The 24,152-nt window shown below is 56.9% G+C and carries 21 protein-coding genes; 14 read left to right on the forward strand and 7 right to left on the reverse strand.

Features of this window, described 5'->3' with window-relative positions; translation table 11 throughout:
* Positions 1-3: 3 nt before the first annotated feature.
* On the reverse strand, positions 4-726 hold the full coding sequence (locus KOL70_RS19510; RefSeq protein WP_215481388.1) for an OBAP family protein: 723 nt from the start codon (positions 724-726) through the stop codon (positions 4-6).
* A gap of 272 nt (positions 727-998) precedes the next feature.
* On the opposite strand from KOL70_RS19510, the gene gcvA reads away from it, so the two are divergent.
* From gcvA to KOL70_RS19530, 4 genes are all read left to right on the forward strand, one after another.
* The gene (gcvA, locus tag KOL70_RS19515; protein ID WP_215481389.1) at positions 999-1,904 is read left to right on the forward strand and encodes a transcriptional regulator GcvA; all 906 of its coding nucleotides are present in this window, start codon (positions 999-1,001) and stop codon (positions 1,902-1,904) included.
* Between the two features lie 75 nt (positions 1,905-1,979).
* Positions 1,980-2,807 carry a DMT family transporter gene (locus tag KOL70_RS19520; RefSeq protein ID WP_215481390.1) on the forward strand — a complete coding sequence of 276 codons (828 nt, stop codon included), beginning with the start codon at positions 1,980-1,982 and terminating at the stop codon, positions 2,805-2,807.
* 19 nt (positions 2,808-2,826) lie between these two features.
* Positions 2,827-3,717, forward strand: coding sequence for an oxidoreductase (locus tag KOL70_RS19525; RefSeq protein ID WP_215481391.1), 891 nt, complete (start codon positions 2,827-2,829; stop codon positions 3,715-3,717).
* A gap of 173 nt (positions 3,718-3,890) precedes the next feature.
* A complete protein-coding gene (locus tag KOL70_RS19530) occupies positions 3,891-4,136 on the forward strand; it encodes a hypothetical protein (protein ID WP_159377511.1) in 246 nt (81 codons plus the stop codon).
* A 2-nt stretch (positions 4,137-4,138) separates the two neighbouring features.
* Here KOL70_RS19530 and bdcA read toward each other — a convergent pair whose 3' ends face one another.
* A complete protein-coding gene (gene bdcA, locus KOL70_RS19535) occupies positions 4,139-4,852 on the reverse strand; it encodes an SDR family oxidoreductase (RefSeq protein WP_215481392.1) in 714 nt (237 codons plus the stop codon).
* Positions 4,853-4,940: 88 nt separating this feature from the next.
* Here bdcA and KOL70_RS19540 point away from each other — a divergent pair, with 88 nt between their 5' ends.
* From KOL70_RS19540 to KOL70_RS19550, 3 genes are all read left to right on the forward strand, one after another.
* On the forward strand, positions 4,941-5,516 hold the full coding sequence (locus KOL70_RS19540; RefSeq protein WP_215481393.1) for a TetR/AcrR family transcriptional regulator: 576 nt from the start codon (positions 4,941-4,943) through the stop codon (positions 5,514-5,516).
* 193 nt (positions 5,517-5,709) lie between these two features.
* A complete protein-coding gene (locus tag KOL70_RS19545; RefSeq protein ID WP_215481394.1) occupies positions 5,710-6,174 on the forward strand; it encodes a pyridoxamine 5'-phosphate oxidase family protein in 465 nt (154 codons plus the stop codon).
* A 6-nt stretch (positions 6,175-6,180) separates the two neighbouring features.
* The gene (locus tag KOL70_RS19550) at positions 6,181-6,789 is read left to right on the forward strand and encodes a TetR-like C-terminal domain-containing protein (RefSeq protein ID WP_081316064.1); all 609 of its coding nucleotides are present in this window, start codon (positions 6,181-6,183) and stop codon (positions 6,787-6,789) included.
* Here the strand turns inward: KOL70_RS19550 and KOL70_RS19555 are convergent.
* The 4 genes from KOL70_RS19555 to KOL70_RS19570 all read right to left on the reverse strand — a co-directional run bounded on the left by KOL70_RS19555 (position 6,786) and on the right by KOL70_RS19570 (position 11,255).
* Complete coding sequence (locus KOL70_RS19555) at positions 6,786-7,490, reverse strand: GntR family transcriptional regulator (protein ID WP_215481395.1); 705 nt, start codon at positions 7,488-7,490, stop codon at positions 6,786-6,788. The two genes, KOL70_RS19550 and KOL70_RS19555, sit on opposite strands and share 4 nt — an antisense overlap.
* A 126-nt stretch (positions 7,491-7,616) precedes the next feature.
* Positions 7,617-8,810, reverse strand: a complete 1,194-nt coding sequence (locus KOL70_RS19560) for an enolase C-terminal domain-like protein (RefSeq protein WP_215481396.1) — start codon at positions 8,808-8,810, stop codon at positions 7,617-7,619.
* A 1-nt stretch (position 8,811) separates the two neighbouring features.
* Entirely contained in the window at positions 8,812-10,131 is a 1,320-nt protein-coding gene (locus KOL70_RS19565) for an MFS transporter (protein ID WP_021509566.1), read from the reverse strand.
* A gap of 230 nt (positions 10,132-10,361) precedes the next feature.
* Complete coding sequence (locus tag KOL70_RS19570; RefSeq protein WP_215481397.1) at positions 10,362-11,255, reverse strand: LysR family transcriptional regulator; 894 nt, start codon at positions 11,253-11,255, stop codon at positions 10,362-10,364.
* Positions 11,256-11,375: 120 nt separating this feature from the next.
* Between KOL70_RS19570 and KOL70_RS19575 the strand changes: the two genes are divergently transcribed.
* The 4 genes from KOL70_RS19575 to KOL70_RS19590 all read left to right on the forward strand — a co-directional run bounded on the left by KOL70_RS19575 (position 11,376) and on the right by KOL70_RS19590 (position 16,344).
* Complete coding sequence (locus KOL70_RS19575; RefSeq protein WP_215481398.1) at positions 11,376-11,915, forward strand: nuclear transport factor 2 family protein; 540 nt, start codon at positions 11,376-11,378, stop codon at positions 11,913-11,915.
* A gap of 484 nt (positions 11,916-12,399) precedes the next feature.
* A complete protein-coding gene (gene proP / locus KOL70_RS19580) occupies positions 12,400-13,833 on the forward strand; it encodes a glycine betaine/L-proline transporter ProP (protein ID WP_031280122.1) in 1,434 nt (477 codons plus the stop codon).
* A gap of 135 nt (positions 13,834-13,968) precedes the next feature.
* Complete coding sequence (locus tag KOL70_RS19585) at positions 13,969-15,252, forward strand: MFS transporter (protein WP_215481399.1); 1,284 nt, start codon at positions 13,969-13,971, stop codon at positions 15,250-15,252.
* Positions 15,253-15,405: 153 nt separating this feature from the next.
* Positions 15,406-16,344: a bifunctional helix-turn-helix transcriptional regulator/GNAT family N-acetyltransferase gene (locus tag KOL70_RS19590; RefSeq protein ID WP_215481400.1), complete on the forward strand. Its 939-nt coding sequence runs from the start codon at positions 15,406-15,408 to the stop codon at positions 16,342-16,344.
* 228 nt (positions 16,345-16,572) lie between these two features.
* On the opposite strand, the gene KOL70_RS19595 is transcribed toward KOL70_RS19590, so the two are convergent.
* The gene (locus KOL70_RS19595) at positions 16,573-16,782 is read right to left on the reverse strand and encodes a CsbD family protein (protein WP_021509571.1); all 210 of its coding nucleotides are present in this window, start codon (positions 16,780-16,782) and stop codon (positions 16,573-16,575) included.
* Positions 16,783-17,110: 328 nt separating this feature from the next.
* Here KOL70_RS19595 and treZ point away from each other — a divergent pair, with 328 nt between their 5' ends.
* The 3 genes from treZ to glgX are packed head-to-tail and all read left to right on the forward strand — an operon-like array spanning position 17,111 to position 23,522.
* Positions 17,111-18,895, forward strand: a complete 1,785-nt coding sequence (gene treZ / locus KOL70_RS19600) for a malto-oligosyltrehalose trehalohydrolase (protein ID WP_215481401.1) — start codon at positions 17,111-17,113, stop codon at positions 18,893-18,895.
* The gene (gene treY / locus KOL70_RS19605; RefSeq protein WP_215481402.1) at positions 18,892-21,387 is read left to right on the forward strand and encodes a malto-oligosyltrehalose synthase; all 2,496 of its coding nucleotides are present in this window, start codon (positions 18,892-18,894) and stop codon (positions 21,385-21,387) included. Before treZ ends, treY begins: the two co-directional genes overlap by 4 nt.
* A gap of 59 nt (positions 21,388-21,446) precedes the next feature.
* Positions 21,447-23,522 carry a glycogen debranching protein GlgX gene (glgX, locus tag KOL70_RS19610; protein ID WP_215481403.1) on the forward strand — a complete coding sequence of 692 codons (2,076 nt, stop codon included), beginning with the start codon at positions 21,447-21,449 and terminating at the stop codon, positions 23,520-23,522.
* The last annotated feature ends 630 nt before the right edge of the window (positions 23,523-24,152 follow it).

Genomic DNA, 24,152 nt, shown 5'->3' on the forward strand with positions numbered 1-24,152 from the left:
CGGTTACGGATGCACGCGCCGGCAATGATCGGCACCTGCCGCCACCGGATGGGCGGCGATATCCGCGCGGTCGGCGCGGATTGTCGCGGTATCGACGTCAAAGCGCTTATCGCGGTCAGCCAGCAGCGCCGGATTGAGCTGACCGTCGGCGGTAAAGCCCATCATTAGCGTCGGCGCGCCCAGCGGCAGCGTTTTATCGCGGTCGGTATGCCAGGTGTGCCAGGTTTTTCCGTAGGTGTTGACAATTTTGCTCATCAGCGCGTGCTCCGCGGCTGGCGGCAGGCAGGGCGCAATCAGCGTACCGGATTTCACTTCATAGCGATGGCTGTGCCAGTACTGCTTTTCCTGCGCCGGCAGCTGCTTAAATAAACGTTCGCTGATGATATATTCCACGCCCATTAATTTGGCGTCTTTTTTGTTACCGTCATAAATAACCGCCTGCATCACATCGTCATTAAGAATGGTGACGTAGTGATGGGCTTCCATCTGCCCCTGCTGATTTCCGCAGTAATAATGAAAACCATCCAGATACGTATTGATCGCCTCAATCGGCGGCCGCGACTGCAACGCCGCCGCTCCGCTCTCCAGCAGCGCGGTTTTCCCCGCTACCGGCGCACCAGGTGCCGTAACCGGCGCACCAGGTGCCGTAACCGGCGAGGCGCTGTTATTCGCGCCACAGCCGGATAATAACAATAACGCCAGCGCGCTAAATACACGGTTTCGCATTTCATCACCCCATTCTTATATTGAGTGATAAACATAGTTAATCAGCGTCAGGACGCGAGCGCAGCGGGAACCATATCCGGCGGCGAATTAAAACTGCCACGCGGTAAATATCAGGCCGCTCAGCTGCTCGCCGATTCAGTGATGAATGTGTCGGCCACTGTTAGCAGAGTGACAGGCCGAGAGGCGAAGCTGGGGGCTGGGTGAATAAGTTTCGTGAGTAAACAGACGATTCCGCTATCATGAGTGAACGCTCATAAAACAAGGCTGCACTGATGAGAGAGTTACCGCCTACCGCCATGCTGCGCGCGTTTGAAGTGGCGACGCGTCATCCGACCTTTACCGCCGCGGCTGAAGAGCTGTTTATCACCCAAAGCGCCGTCAGCCATCAGCTCAAAAACCTGGAAGAGATCTGGGGCGTACAGCTGTTTCAGCGCGGCAAAACGCTGAGTCTGACGCCAGCCGGCGCGGCGCTGGCACCGATCGTGCGCGAGTTTTTTAGTAATCTGGAAACCACCTTAGCCGACTTACGCGAGCAGAAAGGCCGCGTGCGGCTGCGCGTGAATACCACCTACTCGTTTGCGCTGAAGTGGCTGTTGCCGCGCCTGCCGGGCCTGACGCGCCAGCACCCGGAAATCCTGGTGACGCTGGAAAGCACCGATGATGCGATTACCTTCTCGCGCCAGGATTCTGACGTGGCGATCCGCTTTGGCCATGGCAATTATCCGGCGCTGCACAGCGAATTTATGTTTCGTGAACAGCTGTTTCCGGTCGCCAGCCCGGCGCTGCTGCAGCGCTTTGGCACGCCACAGGAACCGGCAGAACTGCTGCGCTACCCGCTGCTGATGCGTGATGGCGCCGATCTGGTGCCTAAGTGGGAGATCTGGTTTAAACAGGTCGGCCTGACGCTGGATGCCTTACAGGAGAGCGTACGTTTTGCCGACACCAATATGACGCTGGAAGCCGCGCTGCTGGGGCAAGGCGTGGCGCTGGCGCGCAGCGGTCACGTTGAAAAAGAGCTGCGCGACGGTAGCCTGGTGCGGCTGTTCAGCGTCGCGTTTTCCTCGCCCGCCGCCTACTATTTCGTCTGTCCGCAGGGCATTGAAACCCAGCCGCACATCGTTGATTTTCGTCGCTGGCTGCTCGCTGAATCACGTCAGGCGCAGCAGGATTATCAGTAAAGCATGAGCTTTTACTCATAGCGCAATGATAAATCTTCGCTTTCCAATCCATTTGCGGCTGCATAGCATCAGCCTATGCCTGATTACATTATTGTCTTAACGCTGTGCGCCGCGCTGCTGCACGCCAGTTGGAACACTTTACTGCGCGGCGGATCCGATCGCCTGTGGTCAATGACCATTATGTGCGTGGCGATCGCGCTGGTGTGTGCGCTCAGTACGCTGTTTCTGCCGCTGCCGGCGCACGCCAGCTGGAAATATGCGCTGCTTTCGGCGCTGCTGCACGTCGGCTATAACCTGTGCCTGGTGCGCAGCTACCAGAGCGGCGATCTCGGCCAGACCTATCCGATTGCGCGCGGATCGTCGCCGCTGCTGGTGACCTGCGCCGCCGCGCTGTTTGCCGGCGAGCACATCGCCTTTACTACGCTGTGCGGCATTGTGCTGGTGTCCGCTGGCATTGTGTCGCTGGCGCTGCGCGGCGGCAAACTGGCGCTGCCGGGCCTGCGCTACATGCTGGCGACCGGTGCCTTTATCGCCGCGTACAGCGTGGTGGACGGCATGGGCGTGCGCGTTGCCGGCAATGCGTTTGCGTATACCGCGTGGATGTGCAGCTTGTGGGGCATATTAATGCCGGCGGTCTACATCGCGCTGCGCGACAGCAAAAGCCTGCTGCAGTGGCGACCGGGCGTGCTGAGCGCCGCGGCGGGTGGCCTGGTTTCGCTGCTGGCCTACGGCATCATCATTTACGCCATGACGGCAGCGCCGATGGGCGCGGTGTCGGCGCTGCGTGAAACCAGCGTGCTGTTTGCCGCCGTGCTGGGCGCGCTGTTTCTCGGTGAAGCATTAACGGTAAGGAAAATGCTGGCGTGTGCGGTGATTGCACTCGGCACGCTGATGATCGGTTAAGCGATGAGGAGATGGCAGCATGTCTGAACGTTGTAAAATCGCCCTGCTGGGCCCCGGTGCAATTGGCACCACCGTCGCGGCGGTGCTGCATGAAGCCGGGCGCACCCCGCTGCTGTGCGGCCGCACGGCCCATGCACAGTTAACGCTGCGCCACGATGCGGGCAAAATCAGCGTGCCCGGTCCGGTATTGCATGATGCCTCGCACGTGACACAACGCTGCGATTTGCTGTTCGTGGCGGTTAAAACCACCCAGGTCGCGGACAGCGCCGCGTGGCTGGCCACTCTGTGCGATGAAAAAACCGTGGTGTGCGCGCTGCAAAATGGCGTCGAGCAGCAGAGCCAGCTGGCGCCTTACGTCAACGGCGCCACGGTATTACCTTCGGTGGTGTGGTTTCCGGCGCAGCGCGAGCCGGATGCGTCAGTCTGGCTGCGCGCCCAGCCTCGCCTGACCTTGCCGGATGTGCCGCAGGCCGCGCGCGTAGTGGATGCGCTACGCGATACGCGCTGTGAGGTGGCACTGGCCGCGGATTTTCTCTCCATCGCCTGGCGCAAGCTGTTACAAAATGCCGTCGCCGGTTTGATGGTGCTGGCCAACCGTCGCGCCGGCATGTTTAGCCGCAGCGATATCACGCAGCTGGGATTAGCCTATTTACAGGAGTGCCTGACGGTGGCACGCGCGGCCGGCGCGGTGCTCGACGACAGCGTGCCGCAGGAAATTATTGATGGCTTTCATCGCGCGCCGCCCGATCTGAGCACCTCGATCCTGGCCGATCGCCAGGCCAACCGCCCGTTGGAGTGGGATACCCGCAATGGTGTGGTACAGCGCTATGGCCGTCAGCATGCTATTGCTACGCCGATTAGCGATGTCGTGGTGCCGCTGCTGGCAGCGGGCAGCGAAGGGCCGGGCTGATAAAATAGGTTGCCTGACGCGCGGGGAGAAACAGCTATGCTGCGAATTGTTTATACAACGGCCAGGTTTTGATCGCGGCGCAATGTGTTGCGCGATAAATAGGATGCGATGTTGAGCTGATTTAAACCATCGCCTTCCCGGCATAATCACGATGACGGCAACGGGACGCGCTTATGACAGATTACGTTTTTTACCGCAAACAACAGGTTATCGCCACGCTGGAACGATCGGATGTGGAACGTGCCCGGTTGCTGATGGCGGACGGTTACAGCAAGATGGATGAAGAAATTAATGCAGCCAGCGCGCAGGCGGCGCTGCGGCGGCTGGCTGATATTCGCCATGAAGAGCACATGACCGAACACGCTTTTGCCACCGGTTCGGTATTCAGCGCGGTGGTCAGCGCCCTGTTCAGACACTGACGTTATGCGCCAAACGCCCCATCAATGGTGTGCATGGCGCCGGTGACGAAACCGGCTTCGGGTCCTGCCAGCCAGGCAACCATGCCTGCCACTTCTTCAGAACGGCCATGGCGTTTGATGGCCATGAAGCTGTGCATCAGATCTTTCATCGGACCATTTTCCGGATTGGCATCGGTATCAATCGGGCCCGGTTGCACCACGTTAATGGTGATGCCGCGCGGTCCGAAATCCCGCGCCAGGCCGCGCGCCAGCCCCTGTAAAGCGGATTTACTTAGCGCATAAGATGCCATACCGGGAATCGGCATACGGTCGCCATTGACCGAACCGATAATGATGATGCGGCCGCCGGCTGGCATCTGTCGGGCGGCTTCAACCGCAGCATGATACGGCGCGTGAATGTTAATGCGGAACAGGCGATCGACCGCGTCCGGATCCTGTTCCAGCGCATCGCCAAACAGGGCGATACCGGCATTGACCACCAGCACATCCAGCGGTCCGCTGTCGCGCACGGTGGCAATCACCGCATCGCGCTCTGAGCTGTCGGTATGAACGGCAGCCGAACCGGTTTCGTGCGCCAGTTTTTCGGCGGCCTCCGGCGAACCTGAGAAGGTGAATGTCACGCTGGCACCCTCATCAGCAAAGCGACGCACGATAGCCGCACCAATACCGCGACTGCCGCCCAGAACCAGAACCTGCTTATCATTAAATATGCTCATTTGCATCTCCACGTGTGATTTCTTAGTATGCATTACAAAATGAGCCCGATTTAATGTCAATGCAATTTTGTAGCGAGCACTATAAAATATGAAATCACCTGGTCGTCCCCGTAACTTTGACCCCGAACACGCCGTAGCGGTTGCGCAGGGGTTATTCCATGCCAAAGGTTATGACGCCGTCAGCGTCGCCGATGTCACTGACGCGCTGGGCATCAATCCGCCGAGCTTTTACAGCGCGTTCGGTAACAAGGCCGGATTGTATGCCCGCGTTCTCGATCGCTACGCCACTACCGGCTCGATTCCACTGGCTGAGATACTGCGCGACGACCGCCCGGTGGCCGAAGCCCTCGATGCATTACTGAAAGCGGCGGCGCTGCATTATGCCCGGGATGAGGTGTGTGCGGGTTGTCTGGTGCTGGAAGGGATTCGCTGTCAGGATCAGCAGGCGCGCGAGGCGGCCAGGGTGTTTCATCGCGCCGCTGAGGACACCATCCGGCGCTATATCGCGGCCCGCTACCCACAAGATGCGCAGCGCCTGACCGATTTTGTCAGTACCGTGATGTCCGGACTTTCTGCCAGAGCGCGTCAGGGCCACAGCGTTGAGCAACTGCTGGCCAGCGCGGAGCTGGCGGGCCTGGCGGTGGTTGCAGCGCTGCAGCAATGAGTTGCTCCCAACAGAAGCAGAATGAACCCTCTTTCTCCCGGCAAACGCGCCATTGACAGGCGCCAATAAGATCCACTTGTGTATCTTAACTGGCTGCGCTAGTCTGAACGAATAAGATTCACTCATGTATCTTATTTCTTTTTTCCAATATCAATGACGTGACATCAGGGCGAATGAAAAGTGGAGCGCAGAGATGACACTAATACAGGCCGCATTCGGTAATGAGAAGTTAGAGACGCTGCGCCATTTCTTTAACAATCATCATGATAAATTACTTTGCACGGCAAGTGCTGACGGTCAACCTAATGTCGCGTTAATGGGAACACCCCGTCAGTTGTCCGATGGAACCATTGAGTTTGAGATAAGTGACGATGCGTCGGTCACACTCCGGAACATCCACCATAATAGATCCGTTGTGTTCATCGCCTGGGAGACGGGTGAAAGAGCACGAGACTACTGCGGAGCCAGGATTCATGCGCAGGTGACAGAAATACACGATAAGGGCGAGAAGCTGGAGAGAATTCGTCAGAATATCCTGCTGAAACATGGTGCGCACAAGGCAGCCGAATTGCGGGCCACAGTCAGTTGTGTGATAACCAGGGTACGACCCATCGTTGATCGAGGTCAGCCCTGGGATCAGCCACCTTTCATTGATTGAACAATTATGACACTCATGAATCAGGGAAAAAAAACCATCGCCACACGACGGCGTGGAGCTCAGCTGGAAGACGCCATCCTGAATGCGGCCTGGGACCTTTTACTGGAACAAGGCTATAACGGCTTTACTTACGAAGCCGTGGCGGCACGCGCTAAAACCAGCAGGCCGGTGCTCCACAGGCGCTGGCCACAGCGCAACGATTTGCTGCTTGCCGCGACGCAAAAAGCCTGGCAAGCACAACTCATTGAGACCCCTGACACGGGCAGCCTGCGTGGCGATGCTTTGGCCCTGCTGCGGCATGCTGATGTCGGTCGCGTGCGCATGTTGACCCTGATGAACCTGCAGATAACGGACTTTTTTCGCGAGACCGGCATCAACTTCAGCCAGTTACGGAAACGGCTAGGGGATGTCAATGAGCCAGGCCCGTGTGAAGTGATCGTCGCGCGCGCTGTGGCACGCAGTGAGTTAACGGATAAGCAATGGTCAACCCGGGTTATTAACCTGCCGCTTGATCTCTATCGCCATGAAGTGTTTATGACCATGCAGCCCGTTTCAGAAGACGTTGTGCTGGAAATCATTGATGATATCTGGCTTCCACTGCTCCGAATGCCTTAACCGCGCGGGATTACATCAGCATCCGCCACCGACCGCTGGAACATGCGCATAATGCCGCCAAGATGCCAGTGCAGAAGTTCCAGCGCCTGTTCATCCTCGTAATTAGTTAACCGCGCCACGATCGCTTCATGATCGTTTTGCGAGCCCTGAAATTCATCCGGCGTGCGCGTCAGGTGATTGAGAAAGGCACGAATGCGGTTGATGCTGGTTTTGTAAAAACCGACCAGCTCGCTGTTCTGGCTGGCTTCAATCAGTGCCATATGAAAGGCCGCATCGGTTTCGCGGTAGGTCTCCGGCGCGTTTTGTAATGCATCGCGTCCACGCGCCAGCTGTTCGTTCAGGCGCGCGATCAGCGCCTGACGATCGTGTTGCAGTGCCAGCTTTAATGCGCCTGATTCCAGAATCTGCCGCATCTCACAGGTTTCGCGCATCTCCCGCTCATTGAACGAAAACACAAAAGTGCCGCGCTGCGGGATAATTTGCACCAGACGCTCCATCTCCAGCTTTTGCAGCGCCGCTCTTACCGGCGTCCGGCTCACGTTAAGCTGGGTGGCAATATCGTTCTCGGAAATTAATGCACCGGGTGCAATCTGGCAGTTCACGATCAGGTCACGAATATGATCGGCCAGAATGCTGCTCAGTGACTGCGGGCGGAGGATGTTTTTCGATGACCAGTCAATGATGAGTTTATCGGCGGGCATAGCGTGGCGAGCGTCCTTTAAACAGCGAGCATTTAGGGGGTCAGAATGACGGTGGGCACTGTGTTTTGTAGTATACAAGAGACAGATCCCCCAAACAATAACGGGCCTGTTTGAGGGAGCGTTGGGTTATGAGGTGAACAAGTATGTCTGCTGCTGAATATGCGCTGGATTAAGTGCCATGCCCATGCCGGGTCCCTGCGGTACCGGGATTAACCCGTTTTGCGGCACCAGCGGATCGCGCAGGAAGTACTGATGAATATCGTTCCATTTCACCAGATACTCCTGATAAGGCGTGTGGATCGGCGATTGCGTGGTGCTGAAATGGGCCGTTGCGATGCTGGAATGACCGTGCGGGATTACCTGCAAATCGTACAGGGTGGCGATAGCGGCAATTTTTAGCGTTTCTGAAAGCCCACCGCACCAGTAGATATCGGGCTGAATCACATCCAGCGCCCCGGATTCAAAGAAGCGTTTGAAACCCCAGCGCGTGTACTCATGTTCGCCTCCCGCCATCGGGATGGACAGTTTATCTTTGAGTCGTTGCATACTGCCGATTCTGTCAGCCATTACGCACTCTTCCAGCCAGCGCGGGCGATACGGCTCGATGCCCTTTGCCAGTTCAAGCAGATACGTTACATCCATCGACTGCCAGCAATCAAACATCAGATCGTAATCATCCCCCACGGCTTCGCGCAGCGTTTTTGCCAGTTCGATGTTTTTCTTCAGCCCTTCCCTGCCGCTCATCGGGCCGTGGCGGAAAAACCATTTTTGCCCGCGATATCCCAGCGCCTTATACTCCAGCGCCCGCTCGTGCACCCGCGCCATATCCTGCACCGCAAAACCCAGCATCGATGCGTATGCCGGTATTTCTTCCCTTAACGAACCGCCCAGCAGGCGAAAGACTGGGTGCTGCATCCATTTGGCACGCAGATCCCACAAGGCACAATCCACCGCGCTGATCGCCAGCATGCCATCGCCCTGACGCCCATGAATCTGCGCCCGGTACATCTGATCCCACAAACGCTCGGTGTCGCGCGGATCCTGACCCAGCAACAACGGCCGCAGCTGGCCATGAATGATTGACGCAACGGCATGCGGTACCGGCCCTGCCAGCCCGTCCACGCCCTCATCAGAAACGATCTCAAGAAACACGGTGGTAATGGCAAAACCATCTTCCAGCTGAACGCCACCGTCATGATTATTCACAGTACGAAACTGCGCATAGATATCGGTGGGACGCGCGAGACGCTCCTCCCAGAAATCGCCCTCTCCCGGCATCACGCCTTTCACCTGAAGTAACCGGACATCAATAATCTTCATACTACTGCCCCTCACGTTGTTCATTGCTGGCCTGGTAAGCCGGTAAACGCTGGCGACGGAAGATGATGCTCAGGGTAATGATCGAGAGCATCGCCATCGCCGCCAGCCAGTAAAATCCGCCGTTATAACTGCCGCTGCGGTCGCGTATCACGCCGATGACCCACGGATTCACCACACTGGCAATACTGCCCAGCGCATTGATCAGGGCGAGGCCGCCCGCCACCACGGATGCCGGGATAAACTGCGCGGGCAATCCCCAGAACACCGGCATCGCGCCGAAAAAGCCAAATGCCGAACAGCACAAAAACATCATTTTCACCAGCGAGTTATCGAACCACGCAACGCATAACAGCCCGACAAAGGAGAAGATCAGCGCCAGATAATTGGCCAGCAGCCGTGACCCGGGGCGATCGGCTATGCGTCCCAGCACCAGCATGCCGGCCAGACCAAATACGTAAGGGATGATGGTGATGAATCCGGTCTGAACATGACTTAAGCCGGTTTCGCTGATGATCAGCGGCAGGAAGGTGCTCACCGCACCGTTGAGGTTCGCCAGTCCGTAATAGGTGAGGCTGAACAACAACACCAGCGGGCTGAACAGCGCTTTCAGCAGACCGCCATGGCCGCGCGACGGCAGTTTTTGCCGCTCAGCAGCCAGTGTTGTCACCAGCCAGTGCTGCTCATCTGCGCTGAGGAAGCGGGCATCTTCCGGCCGATCGGGCAACGCAAAGGGGACGATCAATCCCAGCACAATCGCCGGAATGGCCTCCAGCAGAAACATCAGCTGCCAGCCGCGCAGCCCCAGCCACCCGTGCAGCTCTAACAACAGGCTGGAAACCGGCGTGCCGATAATCAGCGCGATCGGAATGCCGGTCATAAACGAGGCGATGATGCGTCCGCGCCACGCCACCGGAAACCACAGGGTGAGATAAAACACGATGCCGGGGAAGAAACCGGCTTCAGCGGCACCCAGCAGCGCGCGCATCACATAGAGGCTGTTTTCACTCCACACAAACATATGCGCACCGGAGATGATGCCCCAGGTCACCATAATGCGGGCGATCCACCAGCGCGCGCCCACCCTTTCCATTAGCAGATTGGAGGGCAGTTCAAGGATGGCGTAAGGCAGGAAAAACAGACCGGCGGCGAGGCCAAAACTGGCGGCGCTGATGCCGAGATCGGCATTCATGGTGAGGGCAGCCACGCCGATATTGGCGCGATCGATCACCGCAATCACGTAGCAGCCAATCAGGAGCGGAATCAGTCGCCACGACAGTTTACGGATCACCCGCTTTTCAATTTCAGTATCTGTACTTTGCATGGTCTTTCCCGATGTTGGTGTCATGGATAAAAAATGCACTTGTATACAAGTTCTGTTGTATACATCCGCTGATCACTCTTCAATGGGCTGAGTACGGAAATGAGATATGAAACGTTTCAGCGTGAAGCCGCTGGTAAACGTTTATAAGAGGGTTAAGCCGGGCGAAGATGAGCTAAAAACGTGGTGGTGATTCGAAGTGAACAGAGTGCGCTGGCACACTCCGGGCAGGATTATTTTATGCGCAGCCATTGTATAAACGCGCGCATGGCAGGTGACATGGCTTTACCCGCTATCCAGCAAAGTGAATAACCCGGGAATTCCATCTCCCAGGGTTGCAGAAGGCGACAAAGCTTGCCGGCGGCCAGCAATGCACTGACCCGTTCCGCCGTTAACTGAGCAATACCTGCGCCAGCAATAGCGGCCTGACGCTGCCTTTCGCGATCGTCTACCACCAGATTTCCGTGCACGGGAATATCAAAAATTTTCCCCTCATTTAAAAACTGCCAGGGCTCTACCCTGCTACTTCCCGGCCAGCGCCAGCCGATGCAATTGTGATTGAGCAGATCTTCCGGGACATCAACCGCACCATGCTTTGCCAGATATGCTGGTGCAGCGACCACAATCTGGTGGAGCGGCTTGCCTAATGGAATAGCAACAAATCCCGGTTCCAGCACCTCGCCTAAGCGCAGTGATAAATCATAGCCGCCGCGGCTCAGATCGACCGGCGCATCGCTGGTTGTGATATCCAGCTGCACGTTGGGATAATCAGTAAGAAACCCGGCAATATTGTGATCAAGAAACATTTCAGCACCCGATCGAAAAGCATGAACGCGAATCAGCCCCTTAATATCCTGGCTTCTGGCGTGTGCCTGCTGCAGGGTCTCATGCAGATTATTCATAATGGGGGCAGTCTGAAGAAACAGGGACTTGCCATCATCGGTAAGATATACCGCCCGGGTGGTCCGGTTCAGCAAACGTTGCCCGAGTTGTGCTTCCAGCGCGGTGATTTGCTGACTGACGGCTGACGCGGATACCCCTAGTATTTCCGCAGCGGCTCTGAAATTCAGTTGCTGAGCAACCACGACAAAAGCCCGTAGAGCCAGATACTCCGCGCTGTTAATCATTATTGATGTCCTTTATTAATTGCCACTTAACACACCATTAAGATACAGGAACTTCACGCCTGTAAGTATCTCGTTATAATCACTCAAATCATAATTAATAAATAATATCAGGAGCACTTTATGCTGCAGGAAAACCTTGAATTAGCCCAGAGATTACAAATTATCGAAGACAAACTGGCTATTTATGAATTGATTGCGTCACATCCCCCCAGCGCAGATACTGCAATGGCGGAATATACATTATCGGTTTATCTGGAAAAGAGTGAATTCAATCGCGGCCCTCATCTTGATGGTGCGGAGGGTGCAGAGGCGATAGCCGCCTTTATTTTGCGGCCTGAGCATGAGGAAGCACTGGCTAGCGGATTAGCGCATTTTACCGGATTACCCTTGATTGATCTGCGCGGAGACAGCGCGGTAGTCACCTCTTATTTACAGTTAATTTATCTGGATGATAAAGGCGAATCACGCATGCTGGCCAATCACGGCAGCTCTCCTGGGTATCGCATACATCGCGTTGTAGTGAATCGCTGGGAGTTGAAACGCATTGCGGATCAATGGAAAATTCATCGCAGGACGTTGATTCCGGTGGACGGTAGCGGTTTATCACGCGCATTGCTTTTCCAGGGGCTGAAAGATGTATTCAGCCGGCAATCACGATAATTAACGCGACAAGACAGTCATTGAGCCAGACCACGATGTATAGCGACGTCACCAATGACAATCCGCTACGAGACTGGCGGCGCAGGTTGGTGTCCAGCATGGCAACAGTCTGGCTATTCCTTTGCGCCAAATCCTTTGGTGATGTACTTGCCAGTAACGTATGAAATTTATCAAAGCCGACATTCTTATCCTGTAGCAATGTAGCATATTCCCCTATAAATCACCGCCTCACCAAAGAATATCATGTGCAGAATGCTATCAGCTTTAAGCATTAGCATAATGGGTTATTTCAGCCGCTGCGCCTTTTGACAGTCTCATACTCTAACGCTACGCTTAATTGCAAGGATATATGTCGCAAACTTGCGTAAAGATAAAATATTTCCTAAGGTGACCGCCTTTCAGCCTCTTATAGCTTTCATTTCCCTTTGTGAAGTGCCGGCTGCGAAAGCTATAAGATCGCTCCAATTTTACTCATGGGGAGTTTATGAGCACCGGAACGATGACCAATAAACCTGATTTGACCGTTGACGATATTACCGTCATTGACAACAAATTATTGAAACGCGCCGTCAGCGCAGCAGCGCTGGGTAATACCATGGAGTGGTTTGATTTCGGCGTTTATAGTTACCTTGCCGTGATTATCGGCCAGGTATTTTTCCCGGACGCCAGTAATACCGCGCAGCTTATTGCGTCGTTTGGTACTTTTGCGGCCGCGTTTTTAGTGCGCCCGATTGGCGGCATGGTCTTTGGTCCACTCGGCGATCGCTTTGGCCGGCAGAAAGTGCTGGCCTTCACCATGATTATGATGTCGATTGGCACCTTCTGTATTGGCCTGATTCCCAGCTATGCCAGTATCGGTATTGCCGCGCCGATCCTGCTGTTGCTGGCGCGTCTGGTGCAGGGCTTTTCCACCGGCGGTGAATATGGCGGTGCCGCCACCTTTATTGCGGAATACTCCACTGACAAACGCCGCGGCTTCATGGGCAGCTTCCTGGAGTTTGGTACGCTGGCCGGCTATCTGCTGGGCGCCAGCCTGGTGACCGGTATGATCGCGCTGCTGCCGCATCAGGCGATGATGGACTGGGGCTGGCGCATTCCGTTCTTCCTGGCCGCGCCGCTGGGGCTGTTTGGCCTGTATATCCGCCTGAAGCTGGAAGAGACACCCGCGTTTAAAGAGCACATGGATAAGCGTGAAGAGGCCGAGCATAACAAGCCGCAGCTCACGCTGTGGCAAATGCTGCGCACGCAGAGTAAGCCGCTATTGAAGTGTATTGGTCTGGTGCTGCTGTTTAACGTGTCTAATTATATGCTGACCGCCTATATGCCAAGTTATTTAACCGGCATTCTGGGGCTGAGCGAAATATCCGGTCTGCTGCTGGTGATGGTGGTGATGTTTATCATGATGCCGCTGACCTTAATGTGGGGCCATTTTACCGACCGCATCGGCCGTAAACCGGTGATTGGTTTCGGCGCGCTGGGATTATTAGTGCTGGCGATCCCGGCGTTCATGCTGATTGGTTCTGGCAACATGCTATGGGTATTTGCCGGTCTGGCCGTGCTGGGCTTATTGCATACCTGCTTTAGCGGTACCATGCCAGCAACTTTACCGGCACTGTTTGTCACCGATATTCGTTACAGCGCACTGGCTATCGGCTTTAATTTGTCAGTCTCACTGTTCGGTGGCACCACGCCGTTAATTACCGCATGGCTGGTCGACACCACGCACAATACCATGATGCCGGCGTATTACATGATGGGTGCCGGCGTGATTGGTTTGTTAACGGTATTAACGCTGAGTGAGACAGCACGTAAGCCTCTGAAAGGTTCATCCCCTGCGGTGGCGACCAAAGCCGAGGCGCATAAACTGATTGATAAACTGCGTAAACAGCGCAGCCGTAAAAAACAGCAGCCAGCATAATCCTCGCTGATATTCACTTCAGGTGCGCTCAATGCGCACCTTTTTTGTGCCCTGCGTCAGACTTATAGCTCAGATAATCGCCCCGGGCTGCGCTAGACTGACCCTCTCTGACTGTTTTTTACTCATTAAGGGATAATGATGTCATCTGCAGAAGCTCCCGCCGTTAATCAAAAGCGCGTACTGATTGCCGGATCCGTCGGCAATTTTATCGAGTGGTATGAATTCGCCGTGTACGGTTTCATGGCCACGCTGATCGCTAAACATTTCTTCCAGCTGGAAGGAGAAAGCGCCCTCACCAGCCTGATCCTCACCTATGCGGCCTTTGCGGTGGCGTTCTTTTTTCGTCCGTTAGGGGCAGTACTGTTTGGCCGCCTGGGCGATCGCTATGGCCGTAAACCGGTGCTGATCGCGGTGCTGGTATTGATGACACTGGCCACCGTCGCCATCGGTCTGGTCCCGGTTTATGCCAGCATTGGCGTGGCTGCACCGCTGCTGATTACACTGCTACGCATTTTGCAGGGACTGTTTGCCGGCGGAGAATACGGCGGCGCGGTCTCGCTGATGACCGAATCGGCGCCGCCCGGCAAGCGCGGATTTTATGGCGCATGGCAGTCGCTGACGGTGGCGCTCGGACTGCTGGCGGGCGCGGGCGTGGTGGCAGTACTGCCGCTGCTGCTGGGAGACGCCGCCATGAACGCCCGGGGCTGGCGCATTCCCTTCCTGCTGGCGCTGCCGCTCGGCGCAGTGGCGCTGTGGCTGCGCACCGGCCTCGATGAATCACCGCAGTTCCGCCAGACACCGGCGGCACCGCAACAGCAGGCGTCGCTGGGTGTCACGCTGCGCGCTATCGGGCTGGGCATTGGGCGGTTAATGGTATGGTCAGCCGCCGGTTATACCTACCTTGTAATCATGCCTACCTATCTGCAGGCCGCGCTGCATACCGGCTTTAACCAGGCGCTGCTGATTGCGGTGATCTCTAACCTCGGCTTTGCCGCCACCATCCTGCCGGCCGGCATACTCAGCGATCGCTATGGCCGCCGCACAGTAATGCTGCTGGCGACGTTTTTGCTGCTGGTGCTGGCTTTCCCGCTGCTGAAAGTGCTGCAGCATCCGGAGAGCGGAATGGCGATCAAAGCGCTGGTGGTGTTTATCGCCGGTGCGCTGGTGGGCATGCTGGCCGGACCGGGACCGGCGATGCTGGCCGAGATGTTCCCTACCCGCGTGCGTTACACCGGGCTGGGGCTGGCCTATTCGCTCTCCAACGCGCTGTTTTCCGGCTGCGCGGGTCTGATCATTACCGGCCTGATGAAGCAAACCGGCAACGCCGACATTCCCGCCTGGTATGTGATGGCCACCGCCGTAGTGAGTTTTGTCGCCCTGCTTACGCTTAATAAGGACGATCACCGCAGACCCCTTTAACATCATGCTGCTTCGTTCCTGCACCTCATTTGATGCAGCCTTACCAGGGTGAGCGCTGCCCTCACCCATATCGACGCCGCCGGTTAGTCTGTTGACAATCAGCCCGATTAATAGTTGTATTATACAACCTTATAACCACCGGGCGCCTGCAGCATGACCACTGAATCGTTAGTTAATCAGATACGTTCCGCCTCACGACTGATGGTACGTGAACTCGGATTTATGCGCCCGACGCTGGCGGCAACGGACTATTCGCCTTCCGCCGTCCACACGCTGCTGGAGATGGAAACCCAGGGCACAGTGACTGCTGCACAGTTAGTAGAATTGCTCGGTCTGGAAAAATCGAGCGTCAGCCGCATGCTGGCCAGACTGGTGGCGGCTGGTGAAGTGCAGGAAATCGCCGACGGCAGTGATGCCCGGGTTAAAAGGCTGAAACTGACTGCGCAGGGTATGGCTACCGTTGCCAGAGTCAATCAGTACGCGGCACAACGGGTGCTGGCCGCGCTGGCTGGACTTGAACCGGCACAGCAGCGCACGGTAGCGCAGGGACTGAGCGCTTACGCTGACTCCCTGCGCTGCTGTCGGACCGGCACGCAGCCCCTTCCCTCAGGTGCCATCGACATCGTCAGCGGTTACCGGCCCGGGATGATCGGCCGCATCGCCGAAATGCATGGCCGTTACTATGCCCGGCATCATCAGTTTGGTCACTATTTTGAAGGCAAAGTCGCCAGCGGGCTGGCAGAGTTTGCCGGACGGCTGGGAAGTGAGCGCAATCAAATCTGGCTGGCAGTGCATAACGATAATATTGTCGGTTCAGTGGCGATTGACGGAGAAGATCTCGGCAATAATCAGGCCCATCTGCGCTGGTTTATTCTTGATGAGACGTGTCGCGGTAGCGGCATCGGGCGGCGCTTGCTTCATGAGGCTGTGGCGTTCTGCGATCGTCAGGGGTTCAGCGCAACGCAACTGTGGACCTTCAGTGGGCTGGATGCGGCCAGACGACTCTACGTGCAGGCAGGCTTCACCCTGACGCGCGAGTGGCAGGGCGATCAGTGGGGCAAAATCATGACTGAACAGCACTTCACGCGATGATGACCGGGAAAGATTATCAACGGCTGATGCGCTGCCGTTTTACCACCGCGTCAGGCCAGAGAAATAGCCGGGTTAATGCGAGCAAAACAGGCCTGAATATGAATTTCGGGTTAAGTAATAAATGGTATTAAATAAACGCAAACCGGATTTTAAATTTATCCAGTTGTAAAGCTCAGCAGTCTGAAATAACAAAACCCCGGCACATCAGTGTGCCGGGGATAACCAACACTACCAGTTAAATTTATTACTATCTTCCCACTCTTTGACTTCTTTCTCTGCCTGATCTTTACCGTAGCCGTAGCGCTCCTGAATGCGGCCGACTAATTGATCGCGTTTCCCTTCGGCTACGTCTAAATCGTCATCTGTAAGCTGGCCCCATTTCTCTTTCACTTTTCCTTTGAACTGCTTCCAGTTTCCGCTGATACGATCTTCGTTCATCAGTGTTCTCCTCATTTAGGTGACAGTGCCGCCTGGCATTATTTCGCGCATCGGTTAGCTGCGCAGAGATAAGCGTAGCCTATGACTGAGATTAAAAGGTGCTTAAGCGAACAAATCGGAAAATTTACGTAACGGTACTGTTTAAAGCGCAGCGGGAATTAAATCTGAAAATATAGGCTATGATTTTTCAGGGTACTCAGTGATTTATCTGCGTACCCGTTTGCTACCAGGGCATTTAGTCTTTTGTATTCAGAGAGTAAATGGTTTTAAGGAACGCGAATCGCTTGATGTCGTCCATTCCCCGTGCGGGGCTTAACGAGGCAATAGAATGGAATCCACAACGTTGGAAAAATCCTGGGGTGCTGAAATCCTTGCTGACGGCAGCGTGCGGTTTCGCCTTTGGGCACCCGGTCAGCAGCAAATTACCCTTCACGCCGATGGTCAGCAGCATGCCATGCAGCCGCAGCAGGATGGCTGGTTCAGCCTGACGCTGCGCGGACCTGGTCACGGCAGCGCATATCACTACGAGCTGGCCGATGGCAGCACGGTGCCCGATCCGGCCGCGCGGGCACAACGCGCCGATGTCAACGGCCCTTCTCTGGTTATCGACCCTCACCATTACGACTGGCAACAGCGTGACTGGCAGGGACGGCCATGGCACGAAACGGTGGTCTACGAGCTGCACATCGGCACCTTTACCGCCGAAGGCACCTTCCGCGCGGCTATCGCAAAACTCCCTGCGCTGGCTGACCTCGGTGTCACCATGATCGAAGTGCTGCCGGTATCGCAGTTTGGCGGCGCGCGCGGCTGGGGCTATGACGGTGTTCTGCTGTATGCGCCGCACTCGGCGTATGGCTCACCGGATGATTTCAAAGCCTTTGTCGATGCCGCGCACGCATTGGGACTGTCGGTGGTGCTGGATATTGTGCTCAACCACTTTGGTCCGGAAGGCAATTACCTGCCGCTGCTGGCGCCGGCCTTTTTCCACGAAGAGCGCATGACGCCATGGGGCGCCGGGATTGCTTACGATGTCGATGCCGCGCGGCGTTATATCGTCGAAGCGCCGCTCTACTGGCTGAAGGAGTTTAACCTCGACGGCCTGCGCTTCGATGCCATCGACCAGATTGAGGACACGTCCAGCAAGCATGTGCTGATCGAGATTGCCGAACGCATTCGCAGCGAAATCCACTCTCGCCCGATCCATCTCACCACCGAAGACAGCCGCAACGTGATCTTCCTGCATCCGCGCGATGCGGACGGTAACGCGCCACTGTTCAGCGGTGAATGGAACGACGATTTTCATAATGCCATTCATGTCTTTGCCACCGGCGAGACGCACGCGTATTACCAGGATTTCGCCGACGTACCGGAGAAATTAATCACGCGCATTCTCACCGAGGGCTTTGCTTATCAGGGCGAGCTGTCGCCACAGAGCGGCCAGCGGCGCGGCGTACCCAGCGCAGGCCAGCCGCCGGTCGCGTTTGTCGACTTCATCCAGAACCACGATCAGGTGGGCAATCGCGCACAGGGCGAACGCCTGATTAGCCTGGCCGGTGTCGATCGCACCAAAGTGCTGCTCGCCACCCTGCTACTGTCACCGCATATTCCGCTGCTGTTTATGGGCGAAGAGTACGGTGAAACCAACCCGTTCCTGTTCTTTACCGATTTCCACGGCGATCTGGCGAAAGCGGTGCGCGAAGGACGTGCGCGCGAATTTACCGGTCACGCCGGTCATGACGATACGGTACCGGATCCTAATGCAGAAGAAACCTTCACGCGTTCGAAACTGGACTGGAGCAAAGTGGAAAATCCCGCAGGCCAGGCGTGGCTGACGCTTACGCGCCAGCTGCTGGCGTTGCGCCAGCAGCACATCGTGCCGCTGCTGGCGGATGCCCGCAGGCATAACGGCCAGGTGCTGCGCACCGCACCAGGCTTTGTCGCCGTCAGCTGGCAGTTCCCGCAGGGCCAGCTGTCGCTGGCGCTGAATATTGGACAGCAGAGCCAGCTGCTGCCCGCTATGTCCGGCGAGACGCTCTTTGCGTGGCCACAGGAAAGCGGCGAGCTGCCGCAGCACTCCCTCATCGTGCGTCTGGCAAAAGGAGCAGCGCAATGAGTATTCCAACCGCGACTTACCGCATCCAGTTCCGTAACGGCATGACCTTTGACCGCGCGGCGCAGCTGGTGCCCTATCTGCAGCAGCTGGGTATCAGCCATCTTTATGCCTCGCCGATCTTTACCGCCACGCGCGACTCGACACACGGCTATGACGTTACCGATGCCAATGAGATTGACCCGGCGATTGGCGGACGCGCCGGTTTTGACCGCCTCAGTGCGGCGCTGCAGCAGGCCGGGATTGGCCTGATTCTCGATATTGTGCCTAACCACATGGCAGCGTCGCTGGAAAATGCCTGGTGGCGCGATGTGATTGAACACGGGGAAGCCAGCCGCTACGCGCGCTACTTTGATATCGACTGGTCGCGCAGGCTGACGCTGCCGTTCCTCGGCGATGATTTTGACCGCGTGCTGGCCAATGATGAACTCAGCATCAAGGCCGATCCGCACAGCGGCAATCCGGCGCTGGTCTATTACGACAGTTACTATCCGCTGACGCCCGCCAGCTGGCAGCAGCGTAAAGACGAGGTGCTGGCGCTGCGCGATCGCGCGGCCATTGCGGAACTGCATGCGCAACAGCCGTGGCAGCTGATGAACTGGCGTGAGGCGCGCAGCGCGCTCTCCTACCGCCGCTTCTTTGAAATTACCGGGCTGGTCGGCGTGCGGGTCGAAGATGAAGAGGTGTTCGCGGCTTCGCATCGCCTGATTCTCGAACTGGTACACAGCGGTGTGGTGAGCGGGCTGCGCGTCGATCACGTTGACGGGCTGGCCGATCCGCTCGGCTATCTGCAACAGCTGCGTCAGGCCGCGGGCGACGCGTGTTATATCACGGTGGAGAAGATTCTCGCAGACGGTGAGCAACTGCCCGCCGACTGGCCAGTGTCCGGCACCACCGGTTACGAGTTTATCGCCGCGCTGTCACATGCGCTGATTGATGATAATCAGATCGATATGCTGCATCTGGCCTATGAAGCGGTATCCGCTGAACGTAACGACGTAGCGGCTGGCCTGCGTGCGGCACGTGAACTGATGGTCGATCGCAACTTTGCCGGGGAATTCAGCCGCCTGCTGGCGCTGGCTACCGAGGCAGCCGATCTGGTGCATCGCAATTTCAGCGAGGCTGAGCTGCACGTGGCGCTGCGCGAACTGCTGATCGCCTTCCCGGTGTATCGCACCTACGGCCGCAAAGCCGGTATGCCGCTGGAAGGCGAAGCGTTGCTATTACAGGTGCTGGAGCAGGTTAAACACAGCGCCTCGCCTGCGGCGCTGAGCTTTTTGCAGGCATTACTGCTGGGGGCGATCACTGAACAGGGCGAGCAGGATGCGGCGGAATTCCGCGCCCGCTTCCAGCAGCTGACCGGCCCGCTGATGGCGAAATCGGTCGAAGACACGCTGTTTTTCCGCAATCACGTAGCGCTGGCGATCAACGAAGTGGGTGCCGAACCACTGCCACACGCGTTTTCGCTCGAACGCTTCCACAGCGAAATGCAAACCCGACTGCAGCATCAGCCGGATGGGCTGTCCGGCACCTCCACGCACGACACCAAGCGCGGCGAAGATGCGCGCGCGCGGCTGTATACCCTGAGCGAAGCGCCGGCGCTGTGGGCAGAAAACGTCACGCGCTGGCGGCAGATGAATCAACCACACGTAGTCGCGCTGGCGGACGGCCCGGCTCCCGAACCGCCGGTCGAGTGGATGCTGTATCAGGCGCTGGCCGGCGTCTGGCCCACCACGCTGCAGCCGGAGGACACGGCGGCATTGGACGCGCTGCGCGATCGCTTTTTGCCGTTTGTGGAAAAAGCCCTGCGCGAAGCGAAGTTACGCACCGACTGGGCGGACAGCAATGAAGCTTATGAAAATGCCGTGCTGGAGTACGCCCGCCAGCTGCTGTCACCCACCAATCCGGCGTTTCTGCAGGACTTCAGCCACGCACTGCAGCCGTTCATCCGGGCCGGACTGGTTAACAGCCTGAGCCAGACGGTGATCAAACTGACCGCGCCGGGCGTGCCAGATATCTATCAGGGCTGCGAAGCGCTGGATTTCAGCCTGGTCGATCCGGATAACCGACGCGAGCCGGATTTCGCTCAGCTGACGGCGCAGCTGGATGTCCACGCCGCGCCGGACTTCGCCAGCCAGCAGGACTGGCTGAGCGGCCGCCTGAAGCAGCAGATGGTAGCGCGCCTGCTGCATCTGCGCCGCGACCATGCGCAGTTGTTCCGCTTTGGTGATTATCAACCGCTCAGTGCATCGGGCGAACATGCGGAAAAAGTGATCGCCTTTGCCCGTCAGGACAGCGACTACGCGCTGCTGGTGATTACGCCACGGCTGATTTTCAATGGTGCACAGTGGAGTCATACCCGACTGGCACTGCCGGAATCGCTGGCGCATCGCCACTATCGCAATGTGCTGACCGGCGAGACCGTAGTGATTAATGACGATGTTACGCTGGACAATGTGAGCTATAGCGCGCCGCTGGTGCTGATTAGCCAGTAGTGTCCCCGATAAACCTGTTGTTTTACATGACTATCTATTCACTGGATGGAGAGGATTGAATGTCTAACGGTAAACCTTTAGAAATCACCGCTGGATCGGGGCACCAGCTCGGCGCCAACTTTGATGGGGACGGCGTAAATTTTGCGCTGTTTTCAGCACACGCGGAACGGGTCGAACTCTGTCTGTACGATGAGAGCGGTCAGCATGAAATTGCCCGCTTCGATCTGCCGGAATATACCCACGAAATCTGGCACGGCTACGTGCCCGGGCTGAAACCCGGCGCGCTGTATGGTTATCGCGTTCACGGACCGTTCGATCCGGAAAACGGTCACCGTTTTAACCCGAGCAAATTACTGATTGATCCCTACGCCCGCGAGTTGCAGGGCAACATCGACTGGAATGAAGCGCACTTCGCTTACGATTTACTGCACGAAGATAAAGATCTGACGCTGGATACCCGTGACAGCGCGCCGTTTACTCCCAAGTGCCGGGTGATTGACACTAATGAGTTTGACTGGCAGGACCATAACCGGCCCAGCATTCCGTGGTCCAGTACGGTGATTTATGAAACCCACGTCAAAGGTTTCACCCAGCTTAATCCGGCGATTCCGGCAGAGATGCGCGGCACCTATGACGGCATGAGCCACAAATCTACCGTCGACTACATCAAAAGCCTCGGCGTGACGTCAGTGGAATTGCTGCCGGTGCACTGGTTCCCGGACGACCAGCACCTGCTGGATCGCGGACTGAAAAACTTCTGGGGCTATAACTCGCTGGTTTTTTTTGCGCCTGCCAGCCGCTATTTTGGCCCGCGCGGTATTCAGGGCTTTCGCGACATGGTGCGCGCTTTCCACGATGCCGGCATCGAAGTGATTCTCGACGTGGTGTATAACCACACCGCGGAAGGCAACGAACTGGGGCCGACGCTGTCGTTTAAAGGCATTGATAACTTCTCTTATTACCGCACGCTGCCGGATCAGCACCGTTATTACATCAACGATACCGGGACTGGCAACACGGTGAATACCTCCCATCCGCGCGTGCTGCAGCTGGTGACGGATTCGCTGCGCTACTGGGCAGAATCGATGCATATCGACGGTTTTCGCTTCGACCTCGGCACCATTCTCGGTCGCGAGCCGGAAGGATTCGATCAGCGTGGCGGCTTCTTTGATGCCATGACGCAGGATCCGGTGTTGTCTAAGCTGAAGCTGATCGGCGAACCCTGGGACATCGGCCCAGGTGGCTACCAGGTGGGTGGTTTCCCGCCCGGCTGGGCCGAATGGAACGACAAATATCGCGACACGGTGCGTGAGTACTGGAAAGGCGACAACGTCTCAACCGACTTTGCCGCGCGCCTGCTTGGTTCCGGCGATCTGTACGATCAACGCGGCCGCCGCCCGTGGGCCAGCGTCAATTTTATCACCGCGCACGATGGCTTTACGCTGAACGATCTGGTCTCGTACAACGACAAGCACAACGATGCCAACGGGGAAGATAACAACGACGGCCATAACGATAACCGTTCATACAACTACGGTGCCGAAGGCCCCACCGACGACGAAGGCATCAACGCGGTGCGCGAGCGGCAGAAGCGTAACTTCCTCGCCACGCTGTTTTTCTCGCACGGCACACCGATGCTGCTGGCGGGCGATGAGTTTGGCCGCAGCCAGATGGGCAACAACAACGGCTATTGCCAGGACAGCGAGATTTCCTGGCTGCACTGGGAAGACCTGCCGGCTTCCGCTGATGCGTTACGCGATTTCACCCGTCAAATCATCGCACTACGCGCGCAGCAGCCGCTGCTGCGACGTGAAAGCTGGCGCGACGGCATGGAGATCAAATGGTTTAACGCCGGCGGCGGTTTTCAGCAGGCGGAACAGTGGGACGAGGGCTCGACGCTCGGCGTGTACATCGGGCGTCCGGATCTGCAAACCGAAGAGGGTATCTGGCACGATGTGCTGATGCTGTTCAATCCGTTTGAAGGCAATGTGCCGTTCCGCATCCCGCAGTTTGGTGAAGGCGGCTGGGTGCTGGAGTTGACCACCTCCGACAGCGCCAGTAAGGGATTGGTAATTACCAAAGAGAAGGATTTCGAGCTGGAGGGCCGCAGCCTGGCGCTGTTCCGCCGGCCGTGAGTTAAGCACGGGGTGCCGGTTTCCAGGTGCGCATGAATGCGCACCCTACAGAAACAACGGGACATGCACTCCCGGTTTCCAGGTGCGCATGAATGCGCACCCTGTGGAAATAACGGGACATGTACTCCCGGTTTCCAGGTGCGCATGAATGCGCACCCTGCGGAAATAACGGGACATGCACTCCCGGTATCCAGATGCGCATGAATGCGCACCCTACGGAAATAACGGGACATGCACCCCCGGTTTCCAGGTGCGTAAGAATGCGCACCCTGCGGAAACAACGGGACATGCACTCCCCGTTTCCAGGTGCGCATGAATGCGCACCCTACGGAAATAACGGGACATGCACCCCCGGTTTCCAGGTGCGTATGAATGCGCACCCTGCGGAAACAACGGGACATGCACTCCCGGTTTCCAGGTGCGCATGAATGCGCACTCTGCGGAAACAACGGGACATGCACCCCCGGTTTCCAGGTACGCATGAATGCACACCCTACGGAAATAACGGGACATGCAATCCCGGTTTCCAGGTGCGCATGAATGCGCACCCTGCGGAAACAACGGGACATGCACTCCCCGTTTCCAGGTGCGCATGAATGCGCACCCTACGGAAATAACGGGACATGCACC

It is taken from the genome of Pantoea sp. B270 (assembly GCF_018726825.1).
GTDB classification, from domain to species: Bacteria; Pseudomonadota; Gammaproteobacteria; order Enterobacterales; family Enterobacteriaceae; genus Pantoea; species Pantoea dispersa.